The sequence below is a fragment of the Faecalimonas umbilicata genome (assembly GCF_004346095.1).
GTDB lineage: Bacteria > Bacillota > Clostridia > Lachnospirales > Lachnospiraceae > Faecalimonas > Faecalimonas umbilicata.
Genome location: NZ_SLZV01000013.1, coordinates 1 through 15277, shown reverse-complemented (window position 1 = coordinate 15277; position 15277 = coordinate 1). Strand labels below are relative to the sequence as shown.

The window sequence follows — 15277 nt, the reverse complement described above, 5'->3', positions numbered from 1 at the left end:
AATGATACTTCCGTAATTCTCGGTCCAGCCATAAAGAAGGCGGGGAGGGGTAGTGCCCTATGATCTGAATGTTCCCGATACAGTCCGGGGCGCGAGCGGCAAATAGGACTGAGGAAAACTTTGTTATTAACACTTAACAGTGAAAACTATGTGGCGGAGTGACAGTTATTCCGCCATATCCTTTTGCCGTTAATTCGACTGAAAAGCTATCCACACCAGCTTTTTAATCGAACGGTACCTGATAGCAAATAAAAAGGAAAGTGAGAAATCTATGAAATATGTTGTAGCGATTGTTATAGCGATGGCTGTCCTAAATGCATTCATCACGTGGTGCATGTGTGCAGCTGCAGGTCGGGAAGATCGAAAAATGGAAGAAATGATGAGGAAAAAAGAGATGAAGAAAAGAAGTCAGGAACAAGCGATAACAAAAATTAAATATGCAAGCGACAAACCGAAGGATTGTAAATACTGCTACTGGTGGGGCGGACGAAACAAAGGCTGAGAGTGTTTAACAAAAAAGAATATTTTATGTAACACTATTGTGGCAGAGGAGAATTATTCATCCTCTGCCACAATATCTTCCAACACTTTGATCAAGTCGTGGATATTTTGGATCCGCACATTTCTTTCTAAAATAGTATTTTTCAGATTTACCGATAAGGATTCAAATTTTTCCCGTATTTCAGGAGCAATATAAGACATGTTTCTCACCTCGTAGATAGGATAGGCAAAAAGGAAAGGACCTATACAGTTTTCCTGCAAAAAGTAAAAGAAATTTATTCAGATATTTACAAATGGAAATGAAAATCGCTATAATATTGTCCAGAGTAGAGTTGCCTTTTCGGGAACTCCTTAGAAAACATCAGACATATATGAGAGAAGTATTTGAAAGCAGGGTACAAGAGGGCTACCGGAAGAGAGAAGAAAATAGAGTAATGGGATAAAAAACGTTAAAATAGAAGGTATAGACTAAATGCGAGTGAAGCATCCGCCGATGAAGATAGAGGGCATTATTTTTTCTGAACTATAGGTAGAGCGAACTTCTCAAAGCAGGATAGCAGAAATCTACTTTCCCTTTGTACTGATATTTAGAACAATAAATTTTGCATGTACAAGATGTGCAGGCGGATAAGAAATAGAGAAAAGAAAGAGAGACTGAGCATGAAGAGAGAATTGGAATTATATATTCATATTCCGTTTTGTATGAAAAAATGTGCATATTGTGATTTTTTGTCCGGTCCGGCTCCGAGGGAGACGATAGATCGCTATGTAACAGCGCTTGTGGCAGAAATCAGGCAGTATCAAAAGTTGGCAGAGAATTATCGAGTTACAACGATTTTTTTTGGAGGAGGCACACCATCGATTTTATCGGGAGGTCAGATGAAAGAAATTTTTGATGCGCTCCGGGATGTGTTTGAGATCCAAGCAGATGCGGAAATTACGATGGAAGCGAATCCGGGTACGGTCACAAAAGAAAATTTGCAGGCATACAGGGCATGTGGGATCAACCGGATCAGTTTTGGACTGCAGTCGGTCGATGATAAGGAACTGAAGCTGCTCGGGCGTGTACATACGATGCGGCAGTTTGAAGAGAGTTATGATCTGGCAAGGAAGGCAGGATTTCAGAATATCAATGTAGATCTGATCTCGGCAATCCCAGGGCAGACAGTGGCATCCTGGGAGCACACATTGGATACCGTGATCCGAATGAATCCGGAACATATTTCTGCGTATAGTCTGATCATTGAGGAAGGGACGCCATTTTACGAGATTTATGGGGAGGACGCAAAAGAAGAGCAGGATAGTCGGTGTGAGAAATGTTTGGCTGATGACGGGAAACAGATGGATACAGGCAAGAACTTCCCAAAGCTTCCGGATGAGGAAGCAGAACGTCGCATGTATGAATTGACCGCAGAGAAGCTGGAAGCGGCAGGATATCTACAATATGAAGTTTCGAACTATGCGAAGCCGGGGTATGCGTGCAGGCATAACAAAGGATACTGGCAGAGGGTGGAGTACCTTGGAATCGGCACTGGGGCGGCATCTTTGATTGAAAACGAGCGGTATCAGCATATTTCAGATACGGATCTTTATATCCGGGCAAATGGAAAGTTGGATCAGATCGAGGAGGAAAAAGAGAAGCTAGATTGGAATGCACAGGTGGAGGAGACAATGTTCCTTGGCCTTCGGATGAAAGAGGGGGTAAACAAGCAGAAATTTAGAGAACGGTATCACAGAGAAATACAGGAAGTCTATGGAGAGGTATTGGAAAAACTCAAAGAAGAAGGATTGCTTCGTGAAGAGGAGAAGCGAATCTGCCTGACAAAGAGAGGAAATGATCTGAGCAACTATGTACTTGCACAGTTCCTGTTATAACCTATAAAAATGTTTCAGAGAGAAAGGCAATTGAAAAATTTTCAGAATGAGAGAAAGGTTCCGGAAATTTTTTGATTGCTTTTTTGGATTGAAAGTTTCTAAAAATGTACATAATCTCGATAGAAAATAGTTTTTTACAAAAAATATAAAAAATATGTAAACTAGGTTGACAAACGAAAAGCATAGTGCTATCTTAATAATCGTAAGGTGTTAGCACTCGTAAGAATGGAGTGCTAATAAAGAAAACGAGGAGGTGTGAGATGAAAGCAGATCATGGATTGGATGATCGGAAACTTAAGATTTTGCAGACGATCATTAAGACCTACTTAGAGACCGGGGAACCGGTGGGATCCAGAACGATTTCCAAATATACAGATTTGAATCTAAGTTCTGCGACGATCCGCAATGAGATGGCGGATTTGGAAGATCTGGGATATATCATACAGCCTCATACATCGGCGGGAAGAATTCCTTCAGACAAAGGATATCGGCTTTATGTAGATATGCTGATGGAGGATAAGGAGCATGAGATCACTGAGATGCAGGAGAAGATGCTTCAGAAGGCCGATAAGATGGAACAGCTTTTGCAGCAGGCTGCGAGAGTGCTGGCAAATAGTACGAATTATGCGACGATGGTTTCTGCTCCTACTTATAATAGGAATAAGTTAAAGTTCATCCAGCTTTCGCAGGTGGATGCCAATCAGATCATCGCGGTGATCGTCATGGAAGGCAACATCATTAAGAATAAGATTGTGACGGTTGCAGAGCCGCTTGACAATGAGACAATGCTGAAGTTGAATATGCTGTTGAATACCAATCTGAATGGAATTGCGGTCGAAGATATCAATCTTGGCATGATTGCCAGACTGAAGGAACAGGCAGGAATTCACAGCGGTGTGATCAGTGATGTGCTTGATGCAGTGGCAAATACGATTCAGCTTGATAATGACCTTGAGATTTACACAAGCGGAGCGACAAACATTTTCAAATATCCGGAGCTGAGCGACAAGCAGAGTGCACAGGAGATCATCAGTGCTTTTGAAGAAAAGCAGCAGTTGGCAGAACTTGTGACACAGACGCTGGCAAGCGATGAGAACAAAGGAATTCAAGTTTATATCGGAAGTGAGACACCGGTACAGACGATGAAGGACTGCAGTGTTGTGACAGCGACTTACGAGCTTGGGCAGGGCATGCAGGGGACAGTTGGAATCATTGGTCCGAAGCGGATGGATTATGAGAATGTCATGAAGACATTAAAGACGTTGATGGTAGAACTGGATGCGATATTTCATAAAAAATCATAAGAAAGGTGGTACGACCATTGGATAAGAAGATGACACAGGAAGAAATGGTAAAAGAAGCCGTAGAGGAAGCAAAGAAAGCGGCAGAGGAACAGGACGCCGCTCAGGAAGCAGCGGGAGAAGATACAGAAGCGGTTGCAGAGGAAACCGTTGAGGAAGAAGCTGACAGCGAAGCATCCGAAGAGGAAGCTTTGGAAGAGACAGCAGAAGAAGGTTTCGAGAAAGGAGCAAAAGGGCTGTTTAAAAGAAAGCCGAAAAAAGATAAAAAAGATGAGCAGATCGAGGAATTGAAAGATAAGCTCACACGTCAGATGGCAGAGTTTGATAACTTCCGCAAGCGTACGGAGAAAGAAAAATCAGCGATGTACGAGATCGGGGCAAAAGATATCATCGAGAAGATTCTTCCGGTTGTAGACAATTTTGAGAGAGGACTCGGAGCTGTTACAGAAGAGCAGAAAGAAGATTCCTTCGTTGCCGGTATGGAGATGATCTACAAACAGATTATGACGACACTGGATTCTGTCGGAGTGAAAGCGATTGAGGCAGTCGGAAATGAATTTGATCCGGATTTCCACAATGCAGTGATGCATGTAGAAGATGAGGAAGTCGGGGAGAATATCGTTGTAGAAGAGTTCCAGAAGGGTTACACATACAGAGATACGGTAGTAAGACATAGTATGGTAAAAGTAGCAAATTAAAAATTCATTTAAGATGCATAAAGCATTTTGAATTTTATCAACAATAGATAGAGTAAGTAAACTTAGTATAAAATATAGGAGGATTTCATCATGGGAAAAATCATTGGAATTGACTTAGGAACAACAAATAGCTGTGTAGCTGTTATGGAAGGTGGACAGCCGACAGTCATCGCAAATACAGAAGGAGCAAGAACAACACCATCGGTTGTTGCTTTCACAAAGACAGGAGAACGTCTCGTTGGAGAACCTGCAAAACGTCAGGCAGTGACAAATGCTGATAAGACAATCTCTTCTATTAAGAGACACATGGGTACTGATTACAGAGTAACGATCGATGATAAGAAATATTCTCCACAGGAGATTTCTGCAATGGTACTTCAGAAACTGAAAGCAGATGCAGAAGGATATCTTGGAGAGAAAGTAACAGAGGCTGTTATCACAGTTCCGGCTTACTTTAACGATGCTCAGCGTCAGGCAACAAAAGATGCTGGTAAGATTGCTGGTCTTGATGTAAAACGTATCATCAACGAGCCAACAGCAGCAGCACTTGCTTACGGACTTGACAATGAAAAAGAACAGAAGATCATGGTATACGACTTAGGTGGAGGTACTTTCGACGTATCTATCATCGAGATCGGTGACGGAGTTATCGAAGTATTATCAACAGCAGGTGACAATAAACTTGGTGGAGATGACTTTGACCAGAAGATCACAGATTACATGTTAGCAGAATTCAAACGCGCAGAAGGAATCGACTTATCTACAGATAAGATGGCACTTCAGAGATTAAAAGAAGCAGCAGAGAAAGCGAAAAAAGAACTTTCTTCCGCAACAACAACAAACATCAACCTGCCATTCATCACAGCAAATGCAGAAGGTCCAAAACACTTTGATATGAACCTTACAAGAGCAAAATTTGATGAATTGACACATGACCTTGTAGAAAGAACAGCAGAGCCTGTAACAAGAGCGTTATCTGATGCAGGAATCGCAGCTTCTGAACTTGGAAAAGTATTATTAGTAGGTGGATCTACACGTATCCCGGCGGTACAGGAAAAAGTACAGAAATTAACAGGACATGAGCCATCCAAATCATTAAACCCAGACGAATGTGTTGCATTAGGAGCATCTGTTCAGGGTGGTAAATTAGCAGGAGATGCAGGTGCAGGCGACATCTTATTACTGGATGTAACTCCACTTTCATTATCTATCGAAACAATGGGTGGTATCGCTACAAGACTGATCGAGAGAAATACAACGATTCCTACAAAGAAGAGCCAGGTATTCTCTACAGCAGCAGATAACCAGTCAGCAGTAGACATTAACGTTGTTCAAGGTGAAAGACAGTTCGCAAGAGATAATAAATCTCTCGGACAGTTCAGACTTGACGGAATCGCACCAGCTCCACGTGGAATCCCACAGATCGAAGTTACATTTGATATCGATGCAAATGGTATCGTAAATGTTTCTGCAAAAGATTTAGGAACAGGAAAAGAACAACACATTACAATTACAGCAGGTTCTAACATGTCAGACAGCGAGATTGACAGAGCAGTAAAAGAAGCAGCTGAATTTGAAGCACAGGATAAGAAACGAAAAGAAGCAATCGATGCAAGAAATGATGCAGATGCGATGATCTTCCAGACAGAGAAAGCACTTGGAGAAGTCGGAGACAAGATTGATGCAAATGAAAAAGCAGCAGTAGAAGCTGACATCCAGGCATTAAAAGACGTTCTTGCAAAATCTACACCAGAGAGCATGACAGATGCACAGGTAGAAGAGATCAAAGCAGGAAAAGAAAAATTAATGACAAGTGCACAGCAGTTATTTACAAAGATGTACGAACAGGCAGGCGCAGCAGCTGGAGCACAGCAGGCAGGACCGGCACCGGAAGCTGGACCGGCACCAGAAGGATTTAACGGTGACGATGTGGTAGACGGAGACTACAAAGAAGTATAATAAGACCAGATAAGTGCATTACCTGCACGGATTCTGCGGGATCTGAAGACTCACAGACAGTGGGAAATCAGGTTTCGCAGAATTTCCTTATGAAATGAAAGGTAGAAGAACAATGGCTGAAACAAAAAGAGATTATTATGAGGTGCTCGGAGTAGATAAAAATGCAGATGATGCGGCGTTAAAGAAAGCTTACCGTGCACTTGCAAAAAAATATCATCCGGATATGAACCCGGGAGATGCGGAGGCCGAGAAAAAATTCAAAGAGGCTTCTGAGGCATATGCAGTACTTAGTGATGCTGAGAAACGGCGCAAATATGACCAGTTTGGACACGCGGCATTTGAAAATGGCGGTGGAGGAGCCGGCGGATTTGGCGGCTTTGATTTTAATGGTGCGGATTTCGGAGATATTTTTGGAGATATTTTTGGAGATCTGTTTGGCGGCGGCCGCAGAGGCGGACGTGCAGGCAATGGACCGATGAAAGGAATGAATATCCGCAAAGGAGTTCGGATCACATTTGAAGAGGCAATCAGAGGATGTGAAAAAGAGTTAGATCTTGTGATCAAAGATCCGTGTCCGAAGTGTAATGGAACCGGTGCAAAGCCGGGAACCAGTCCGGAGACTTGTTCCAAATGTGGCGGAAAAGGTCAGGTGGTATATACTTCCCAGTCATTTTTCGGTACAGTTCAGAACGTCCAGACTTGTCCGGACTGTGGCGGAACCGGTAAGATCATAAGAGAGAAATGCCCGGACTGTGCGGGAACTGGATACGTATCAAACCGGAAGAAAATTCAAGTATCGATTCCGGCAGGAATTGACAACGGACAGAGTATCCGCATCCGTGACAAAGGAGAACCGGGAACGAATGGCGGTCCGAGAGGAGATCTGCTCGTAGAGGTAACAGTATCCAGACATCCAATTTTTACACGTCAGGATATGAATATTTTCTCAACAGCTCCGATTACATTTGCACAGGCTGCGCTTGGTGGAGATGTGCGCATCAGCACTGTGGATGGCGATGTGATCTACAATGTAAAACCGGGAACAAAGACAGATACAAAAGTGCGTTTAAGAGGGAAAGGTGTTCCGTCTCTCCGCAACAAACAAGTGCGAGGAGACCATTATGTCACACTTGTGATCCAGACACCGGAGAAATTAAGTGCAGAGGCAAAAGAAGCGCTTAGAAGATTTGACGAACTGACTGGAAATTCCTTACATCAGGAAGATGGAACTATGGAAAAATCTGAGAAAAAGACAAAACCGAAGAAAAAAGGATTTATGGATAAGTTGAAAGAATCTTTTGAAGAACAGTCGGATAAATAAGTATCTGGCTTCAGAAAAAATAACAAAAATAGGACAGACAGAGAGATGAAACTCTTTGGACTGTCCTATTTGTCTGTCTGGGAAAGTGTTTTGTGCCAGTCATGATTTTCAGTAAGAGACAGTCGGGATCCGAATGGGAGGAATATAGAAATTGTCCCTTTTCATATAGTAAGCATAGCGGAAGGTATCTGCATCATTGAGTGGTGAAAAGTTTTCCCATGCGCTGGAAAAGGCAGAAAAATTCCGGGAAAGGGGCAGAAAAATGTGTGAAAGATTTTTGTTAAATGAACTAGAACAAAATCAGACAGGGGAAGTCCGTAAAATTTTATCCGAGCCGGAGATGAAGAGGCGTTTCCAGGACATTGGTCTGATCTGCGGAACGAAAGTGACCTGTGTGGGAAAAGGACCTTTTGGTGATCCGAAGGCCTATGAAATCCGAGGCGCAGTCGTTGCGATCCGAAACAGCGATGCGGAGCAGATCGAAATATGTCCAGAAAGAATTTCAGAGAAGGGTGTGTAAGGCAGATGGCAAAGCGAAGAGAAATGACAATCGCACTGGCAGGGAATCCGAATGTGGGAAAAAGTACACTATTTAATGCACTGACAGGGATGCATCAGCACACAGGGAACTGGACCGGAAAGACGGTAAGCAATGCCAAAGGCTATTGCGAACGGGACGGAGTGCTGTATACATTTGTAGATGTTCCGGGATGCTATTCTTTGATGGCACGTTCCCCGGAGGAAGAGGCGGCAAGAGATTATATTTGTTTTCAGTTTCCGGATGCTGTGATTGTTGTCTGCGATGGAACGTGTCTGGAACGGAACCTCAATTTTGTGCTGCAGGTGATGGAAGCAGCAGATCGAGTGATTTTATGTATCAATTTGATGGATGAGGCGGAGAAAAAAGGAATTTCCATTGACTTTGAGGTATTGGAAAGCATGCTGCAGATTCCTGTGATCGGGATGACGGCGAGAAGTGGAAGAGGGATGGAACAACTTTTTGAGGTACTGGGGAAATTTGCGGAAGGAACAGGGGAAAAAGACATAAAAGAAGCGATCGTGTCGAGAAAACAAGCGTTTGGGCAGATTGAATATCCGGAAGTGATCGAAAAGGAAATCTCCCATCTGCTTCCGGTTGTAAGAGAAGTGACAAAAGGGTGCTTAAAGGAACGATGGGTAGCGGCGCGGCTCATGGATCAGGATCCAGGACTGTGTCAGGCAATTATGGATTGTCTGAATCTAGAATTTTCAGAAGCAATGCAACTGAAAAAGGCAGGAATGCAGGCAGAAAATCGGATGAAAGAAACGGGGCAGCGTCTGGAGGATACAAGAGAACAGATGGCAGAAGCGTTTGTCAGACGCGCAGAGGAGATTGCAGAAAAAGTGGTGAGCACTAAGGAGGACACTGGAAAGAAAAAGGGACGAATGGCAGATCAGATCTTAACAAGTAAGCTGATGGGATTTCCGGTTATGATTTTACTGCTTTTAGTGATCTTTTGGCTGACGATCAAAGGGGCTAATTATCCATCGGAAGTGCTGAGCAATTTCTTTGGTACGATTGAGGGATATTTGCTGGAATGGTGTCGGAGAGGAAAGCTGCCGGCGGCTATCTATGAGCCACTGCTTTTCGGAGTATACCGCGTGACCGCATGGGTTGTTTCTGTCATGCTGCCTCCGATGGCGATTTTCTTTCCGATGTTTACGATTTTGGAAGATCTGGGATATCTGCCGAGAGTGGCATTTAACCTTGACAAATGTTTTCATTGCTGTCATGCCTGTGGCAAACAGGCGTTGACGATGTGCATGGGATTTGGATGCAACGCAGTAGGAGTTTCTGGATGTAAGATTATTTCTTCCAGAAGAGAGCGGTTGATCGCGATGCTGACCAACTGTTTTGTTCCTTGTAATGGGAAGTTTCCAACCATTCTTGTGATACTTACGATTTTCTTTGCGGGAAATCAGGCAGTTTCCGATTGGAAGCTGGCATTGCTTCTGACAGGCGTGATCACTCTTGGTATCGGGATGACGTTTCTTGTATCGAAAATCTTATCGGGGACGATCTTAAAAGGGGAACCTTCGACGTTTCTGTTGGAGCTTCCTCCGTATCGCAGACCACAGATCGGAAAGGTGATCATCCGTTCCATACTGGACCGGACTTTGTTTGTTTTAGGAAGGGCAATCGTTGCTGCTGCTCCTGCTGGACTTTTGATCTGGTGTGCGGCAAATATTACAGTTGGTGAGCAGACCATTCTGATGCATTGTGCCGGTTTCCTTGATCCACTTGGACGTTTCATGGGGATGGATGGCGTAATCCTGCTTGCGTTTTTGTTGGGATTTCCAGCAAATGAGATCGTACTGCCGTTAATCTTTATGGGATATCTGTCTCTTGGCAATCTGACGGAATTTACAGATCTCCATGCAATTTCACAGGTTTTATATAGAAATGGATGGACACAGGTGACGGCATGCAGTGTGATTTTATTCTCTCTGATGCACTGGCCGTGTGCTACCACCTGCCTTACTATTTACAAAGAAACGAAAAGCAAAAAGTGGACGTTGGCGGCGATACTGATTCCTACCTTGGCAGGGATACTCTGCTGCGCGCTGTTTGCACAGATCACGAATTTTGTATTGCGGTAAATAGAAAGAAGCTATATAATAGCAGTCAGAGGCGCGCGGGCGCAAAATACAAAAAGAATGATCAGAAAGGGAAAGAAAATGAAATACATTTTATTTGAAGCAGGTCCGGTCACAGTGTACAGCTATGGGCTGATGATTGCCCTCGGTGTGATCCTGACCTTTGTTGTGGCACAGAAGAGAGCGAAAAATTACGGATTAGACCCGGATGCGATTTTCTATATGGGAGCCTGGGGATTGCTGGCGGGAATTCTCGGGGCAAAGCTGTTGTTTTATCTGACAGAGATCAAGGAGATTATCAAAGATCCATCGCTGCTGCTGAATGTATCCGAAGGATTTGTCGTATATGGCGGGATCATCGGAGGAATTTTGGGAGCATACATTTATGCAAAGATAAAGAAGATAGATATTTTGGCTTACTTTGATCTTGCAGTTCCGTCCATCGCATTTGCACAGGGATTTGGAAGAATCGGATGCTTCCTTGCAGGATGCTGTTATGGGCGTGAGACAAATGCATGGTACGGAATTACGTTCCACAATTCTCCGTTTGCACCAAATGAAGTTGCACTGATTCCGACACAGTTGATTTCCAGTGTAGCTGATTTTGCGCACTTTTTTATCTTGATCTTTTTGGCAAAGCGTGTGAAACACAAAGGAGTTGTCACAGCGATGTATCTGATCTTTTACAGTGTCGGAAGATTCCTGATCGAGATGTTGCGAAATGACCCGAGAGGAACGATCAGCGTAATGTCTACATCACAGTTTATTTCTATCTTTACATTAGTCGCAGGAATCTTTATGTTTGTGTTCTGCCGCAGAAAGAGACAAGGAGAAGAAAAACAAGAAGCGTAGTAATTATCTTCTCAGCGCACAGTCTGCTTCCAGGATGGAACCGGAGGCGGGATCCTTCGTCTTCAGAAGAATTTCGCAGGACGGATTTACCGGATAGAGGAGAGGGTTGACGGCAAAATCACGGACGACAAGCTGTGAAGCCAGTTTTGTAAGGTCTTCCTCAGACTCGTAGAGAGCTTCACTTGCGCGGTAGCCATTTTCTAAAATGCGGAAACGTTCTGCGCTGACCAGCATATAGTTTTCAATTGTATTTTGGGCAGGGATCTGGTGGGCCTTCAGGTAGTTGATCGTCCGGTGAAAGGAAGGGTAGATCAGACCACCATCCCCGGTGTCTGTGCGAGGGTAAGCAAGCGTTAGAGAGCCACAGGGAAATTCTGTTTGCAAAGTAGAAAGGGAGAGCGATATCATTTCCTCAGAATAGATGGAAAGGAGCTCTTCCTTTTCTTCTGTGTTAAGATCCAATACATAATGAGAAATACCATCGGACCAGATGAGATTTCTCTTGGCAGTATGTCCGATACCTGACAGAAGAGGAAACATTCCTTTTTTATATTTGTCCGACGTATAGACTGGATCAAAAGCGAACAGAACATCGGGATCGGCAATTGGATAGCGTCGGTAAATATTTTGCCCGGAAGTAGTACGATATAAAATAACAGCGGAAGTATAGCTGGTTTCTGCTATTCGTTCTGAGGCGGATAGTGACTGGCACCAGGTGTAGGCTGTATTCAGAGAATCTCCTTGCAGATGCATTTCCTGCAAAGCAGCTTCTGGCGGAGCTGCATAGGTATCGTTTGTGTCAACTCCGTCAATGCTTACTGCCATGGAGGCTACGTTCTTTCGGGATGGAAGAAAGCTGTCATAAGAAAACAAATCAAATATAAAGATGCAGGCGATGGCGGCAGAAAGCGAAAGACTGAAGAGCAGAGCCCTCTTATTTTGCAAAAAACTTCTGACGTTTCCCAAAAAGCTGATTTGGAAAAAACTATGGGCGGTTACTGCGCCGAATGCAATCCCGACAAAGAGCCAGACATAAGAGGCAGGATCCGGTGCCGATTTCTGAAGAAAGAAACCGCAGTAAAGCGCCGCAGGGACTGCGAGGAGGGGGCGGATGTATTTGGCACAGGTAGGAAATGCAAGAGTACTTTCGATAGATTCTGCCGAACGTTTTTGGAATAAATATACGTCCAATACAAGTGAGCAGACACAGAGACACAGCAGAAGAACCATTTGTGCCAGATGAGAAGAAAGCTGCCAACTCCCATCGGTTGCTGTCCGCACAAGAGACTGATAGAGGCAGAAAGGCGAGGCGTTATCTTTGAAAGTCAGTAACAGTTCCGAACGGTAAAAGGTCTGGAAAAACATCCGGCAATAGAGTTCTACTGGAAAAATCACCGCATAAGTGCCATAAAAGAAAAGAAGCAGAATCGCCAGAAGACTGACTGCCAATTTCCCGCACAGCAGCATTCCGAGAATAACCGTATGATAAAGTAACAGAAACCCCAAAAAAGAAAGAAGCAGGGAGCAGGACAGATGAAAAAGTGCTGTGTTCCTGCTTAAAATCTGCCCACTGACATCAGCAATCACAAAGGAGATCAGTTTGTAGGCGGCAAATGGGATCAGATAAAACAGAATCCCGTTCCAGTAAGAGGCGAAAAACAACTGTTTTCTGGAAAGTGGGAGGCTGAGAAAAAAGTCTGCTTTTTTTCGGGAGTGCAAATATAAAAATCCGTGAATTCCACAAAAAACAGCGGAAAATACTGTAAAGCAAAAAGAACGCACATCTGGCATTCCGATCAGATCGGAAGTGACGGCATGGTAATCCGATAGAGAGAGCATTTCAAAGGTAAAGGAAAGGACAGACATGGCTGCAAGGTAAAGAAGGAGCCAGAATGCCCAAAGTCTCTGTGTACGTTCTAATTTATGATAGTTAATAAACAAGTTCTTTGATGTCATAGCCAATCCTTTCTGTTTCGTAAATAAATATTTCTTCCAGTGACAAAGGGAGCGATTCATAGCAGACAGGAGAGCGGGATGCAAGGATGGTCTGTATCTCGCTGAAATCTCCGCGGACAAGCATGGTTGTCAGGAACCCACGCTGTTCATAGCGGAGGATGGTGAGTGCGTGGAAAAGAAATTCTCGTTCATCCGAAGAAAAGACGCACTGAAATTTGTGGACTCCATATTCAAGTGCTGTGATTTCTCTGGAGAGAAGAATCCCGCCCCGGTGCAGGATTCCGATATGGTGGCACAATCCTTCCAGTTCTGAGAGATTGTGGGAAGCAATGACAGGAGTAAATGGACGGCAGCGGAGTTCATTTTGCAGTAAATTTTTCACAGATTGCCGAACAACAGGATCCAGACCGTCGAATACTTCATCGCAGAGCAGGATGGGTGCATTGCAGCAGATTCCGGCAATCAGGAACACCTGTTTTTTCATTCCCTTGGAGAAGGTGTGGAGTTTTTTTGTGGAATCCAGCTGAAAATCGGATAACAGTTTCAGAAATCGTTCCCTGTCAAAACCGGGATACATCTTTTCGTAAAAAAAGAGCATCGTCTGTGGGGTGGCGCCAGGGAAATAGTATTGGTCATTGGACAGATAAAAAATCATCTGCCGCACTTTGGAAGTATCAGTAAGTTTTTCTCCGTCTATAAAAATTTCTCCGGAATCCGCGTTTAGAATTCCGGCAAGAATACGGAGCAACGTACTTTTCCCTGCACCATTTGTGCCAAGGAGCCCGAAAATAGCATTGTCAGGAATTTCCAGATTGACGTTGGACAGAGCAGATGCCGAGCAAAATGTTTTTGTGAGATGGGAAATATGAATCATAACTATTCCTCCTGTAGTTGTATCAAAAGCGATTTCGTCTCCGGACACAAGGCAAAGCCGCAGAATAGAAAAATAAAATGTGACAAAAATATTACAAAAATATTACGAATAAAATTATACAAAATATACCATCAGAATGACAAAGTGTCAATAAAAATATGAAAATAAAACAAAAAGTAGCAATTATAAGCAAAAAAATATGCTGTTTCATGCGTTATAGGAAAAACCTGTTGATAAATGCGAGGAGAAAGTGCTACAATAAAAAGAGTAATAGCGAAGCAATGGGAAGCCATTTTTGTGGCGGACTTTGCGGAGATAGAGTAAGGAGAGAAGTAGAGATGGCAGAAGAACAAAATAATGGTTCATGTTCTCCGGAAAGCTGTTCCAGCTGTGCACATGCAGACAGCTGTCCAAGCAAACAGAAGGAGAGCATGAAGGTAGCTCCAAATGAGTATACCCATGTAAAAAAAGTAATCGGTGTCGTAAGTGGCAAAGGCGGTGTCGGAAAGTCGATGGTGACAGCTTCACTTGCCCGTATGATGCGCGAACAGGGATACTCTGTCGGAATTCTTGATGCAGATATTACAGGACCGTCGATTCCGAAGATGTATGGAATCCATGAACATGCAGTGGGAAATGAACTGGGAATGTTTCCGTGTATTGCGAAAGATGAGACGAGAATCATGTCAGTCAATCTTTTGTTAGACAGTGAGGATACACCGGTGATCTGGAGAGGTCCGATCATCGCAGGTGTTGTGACACAGTTCTGGAATGAAGTATTATGGGGAGATTTGGATTATCTCTTTGTAGACATGCCTCCGGGAACAGGTGACGTGCCGCTGACTGTATTTCAGTCCCTTCCGGTAGATGGAGTTATCATTGTTACATCTCCGCAGGATCTTGTACAGATGATCGTAAAGAAAGCCTACTACATGGCGAAGCAGATGGATGTGCCGGTACTTGGAATCGTAGAGAATTATAGTTATCTGGAATGTCCGGATTGCGGGAAGAAAATTCCGGTTTTTGGAGAAAGCCATGTGGAAGAGACCGCAGAAGAACTTGGAGTAAAGGTATTAGGGAAAATGCCATTAGATCCGAAGCTGGCATCTATCGTAGAAGAAGAAAAATTCTATGAAGTGACAAATGATTATCTGAAAGATGCTGCAGAAGTATTAATTTCATAATTTTAAAACCTTTCGTTTGTCATAGGGGCTGTTGCAAAATAGATGAGTAATCATCTATAGAGCAATAGCTCCCTTTTTTATGCCTAAAAGCAGAAAACGGACTCCGAAGAGTCCGCAAT

General features: G+C 43.6%; 13 protein-coding genes. 10 read left to right on the top strand and 3 right to left on the bottom strand.

Going from position 1 to position 15277, the window contains the following annotated elements; translation table 11 throughout:
- Positions 1–271 precede the first annotated feature (271 nt).
- The gene (locus EDD74_RS07215; RefSeq protein ID WP_116442068.1) at positions 272–502 is read left to right on the top strand and encodes a hypothetical protein; all 231 of its coding nucleotides are present in this window, start codon (positions 272–274) and stop codon (positions 500–502) included.
- 53 nt (positions 503–555) lie between these two features.
- Here EDD74_RS07215 and EDD74_RS15055 read toward each other — a convergent pair whose 3' ends face one another.
- The gene (locus tag EDD74_RS15055) at positions 556–702 is read right to left on the bottom strand and encodes a hypothetical protein (RefSeq protein ID WP_035102520.1); all 147 of its coding nucleotides are present in this window, start codon (positions 700–702) and stop codon (positions 556–558) included.
- A 459-nt stretch (positions 703–1161) separates the two neighbouring features.
- On the opposite strand from EDD74_RS15055, the gene hemW reads away from it, so the two are divergent.
- The 8 genes from hemW (at position 1162) to EDD74_RS07175 (ending at position 11144) form a co-directional block, all read left to right on the top strand.
- On the top strand, positions 1162–2376 hold the full coding sequence (gene hemW / locus EDD74_RS07210; protein ID WP_116442069.1) for a radical SAM family heme chaperone HemW: 1215 nt from the start codon (positions 1162–1164) through the stop codon (positions 2374–2376).
- Between the two features lie 260 nt (positions 2377–2636).
- Positions 2637–3680, top strand: a complete 1044-nt coding sequence (gene hrcA, locus EDD74_RS07205; RefSeq protein ID WP_008975933.1) for a heat-inducible transcriptional repressor HrcA — start codon at positions 2637–2639, stop codon at positions 3678–3680.
- Positions 3681–3709: 29 nt separating this feature from the next.
- Positions 3710–4375, top strand: coding sequence for a nucleotide exchange factor GrpE (gene grpE / locus EDD74_RS07200; protein ID WP_116442509.1), 666 nt, complete (start codon positions 3710–3712; stop codon positions 4373–4375).
- Between the two features lie 90 nt (positions 4376–4465).
- Complete coding sequence (gene dnaK, locus EDD74_RS07195) at positions 4466–6334, top strand: molecular chaperone DnaK (protein WP_008975931.1); 1869 nt, start codon at positions 4466–4468, stop codon at positions 6332–6334.
- 112 nt (positions 6335–6446) lie between these two features.
- The gene (gene dnaJ, locus EDD74_RS07190) at positions 6447–7655 is read left to right on the top strand and encodes a molecular chaperone DnaJ (RefSeq protein ID WP_008975930.1); all 1209 of its coding nucleotides are present in this window, start codon (positions 6447–6449) and stop codon (positions 7653–7655) included.
- A 262-nt stretch (positions 7656–7917) separates the two neighbouring features.
- Positions 7918–8175 carry a FeoA family protein gene (locus EDD74_RS07185; protein ID WP_009261654.1) on the top strand — a complete coding sequence of 86 codons (258 nt, stop codon included), beginning with the start codon at positions 7918–7920 and terminating at the stop codon, positions 8173–8175.
- A 5-nt stretch (positions 8176–8180) separates the two neighbouring features.
- The gene (feoB, locus tag EDD74_RS07180; protein ID WP_116442510.1) at positions 8181–10295 is read left to right on the top strand and encodes a ferrous iron transport protein B; all 2115 of its coding nucleotides are present in this window, start codon (positions 8181–8183) and stop codon (positions 10293–10295) included.
- A gap of 78 nt (positions 10296–10373) precedes the next feature.
- Positions 10374–11144 (top strand): prolipoprotein diacylglyceryl transferase, encoded by a 771-nt coding sequence (locus tag EDD74_RS07175; protein WP_008975928.1) that lies wholly within the window; start codon positions 10374–10376, stop codon positions 11142–11144.
- A 3-nt stretch (positions 11145–11147) separates the two neighbouring features.
- On the opposite strand, the gene EDD74_RS07170 is transcribed toward EDD74_RS07175, so the two are convergent.
- The gene (locus tag EDD74_RS07170) at positions 11148–13100 is read right to left on the bottom strand and encodes a DUF6449 domain-containing protein (RefSeq protein WP_116442070.1); all 1953 of its coding nucleotides are present in this window, start codon (positions 13098–13100) and stop codon (positions 11148–11150) included.
- The gene (locus EDD74_RS07165; protein WP_116442071.1) at positions 13075–13974 is read right to left on the bottom strand and encodes an ABC transporter ATP-binding protein; all 900 of its coding nucleotides are present in this window, start codon (positions 13972–13974) and stop codon (positions 13075–13077) included. Before EDD74_RS07165 ends, EDD74_RS07170 begins: the two co-directional genes overlap by 26 nt.
- A 338-nt stretch (positions 13975–14312) precedes the next feature.
- Here EDD74_RS07165 and EDD74_RS07160 point away from each other — a divergent pair, with 338 nt between their 5' ends.
- Positions 14313–15158: an Mrp/NBP35 family ATP-binding protein gene (locus EDD74_RS07160; RefSeq protein WP_016440429.1), complete on the top strand. Its 846-nt coding sequence runs from the start codon at positions 14313–14315 to the stop codon at positions 15156–15158.
- Positions 15159–15277: the final 119 nt, after the last annotated feature.

Excerpts from the sequence above, each read along its gene's own strand:
- EDD74_RS07215 (WP_116442068.1), top strand. The coding sequence starts at position 272 with ATGAAATATGTTGTAGCGATTGTTATAGCGATGGCTGTCCTAAATGCA.
- EDD74_RS15055 (WP_035102520.1), bottom strand. The coding sequence starts at position 702 with ATGTCTTATATTGCTCCTGAAATACGGGAAAAATTTGAATCCTTATCG.
- hemW (WP_116442069.1), top strand. The coding sequence starts at position 1,162 with ATGAAGAGAGAATTGGAATTATATATTCATATTCCGTTTTGTATGAAA.
- hrcA (WP_008975933.1), top strand. The coding sequence starts at position 2,637 with ATGAAAGCAGATCATGGATTGGATGATCGGAAACTTAAGATTTTGCAG.
- grpE (WP_116442509.1), top strand. The coding sequence starts at position 3,710 with ATGACACAGGAAGAAATGGTAAAAGAAGCCGTAGAGGAAGCAAAGAAA.
- dnaK (WP_008975931.1), top strand. The coding sequence starts at position 4,466 with ATGGGAAAAATCATTGGAATTGACTTAGGAACAACAAATAGCTGTGTA.
- dnaJ (WP_008975930.1), top strand. The coding sequence starts at position 6,447 with ATGGCTGAAACAAAAAGAGATTATTATGAGGTGCTCGGAGTAGATAAA.
- EDD74_RS07185 (WP_009261654.1), top strand. The coding sequence starts at position 7,918 with ATGTGTGAAAGATTTTTGTTAAATGAACTAGAACAAAATCAGACAGGG.
- feoB (WP_116442510.1), top strand. The coding sequence starts at position 8,181 with ATGGCAAAGCGAAGAGAAATGACAATCGCACTGGCAGGGAATCCGAAT.
- EDD74_RS07175 (WP_008975928.1), top strand. The coding sequence starts at position 10,374 with ATGAAATACATTTTATTTGAAGCAGGTCCGGTCACAGTGTACAGCTAT.
- EDD74_RS07170 (WP_116442070.1), bottom strand. The coding sequence starts at position 13,100 with ATGACATCAAAGAACTTGTTTATTAACTATCATAAATTAGAACGTACA.
- EDD74_RS07165 (WP_116442071.1), bottom strand. The coding sequence starts at position 13,974 with ATGATTCATATTTCCCATCTCACAAAAACATTTTGCTCGGCATCTGCT.
- EDD74_RS07160 (WP_016440429.1), top strand. The coding sequence starts at position 14,313 with ATGGCAGAAGAACAAAATAATGGTTCATGTTCTCCGGAAAGCTGTTCC.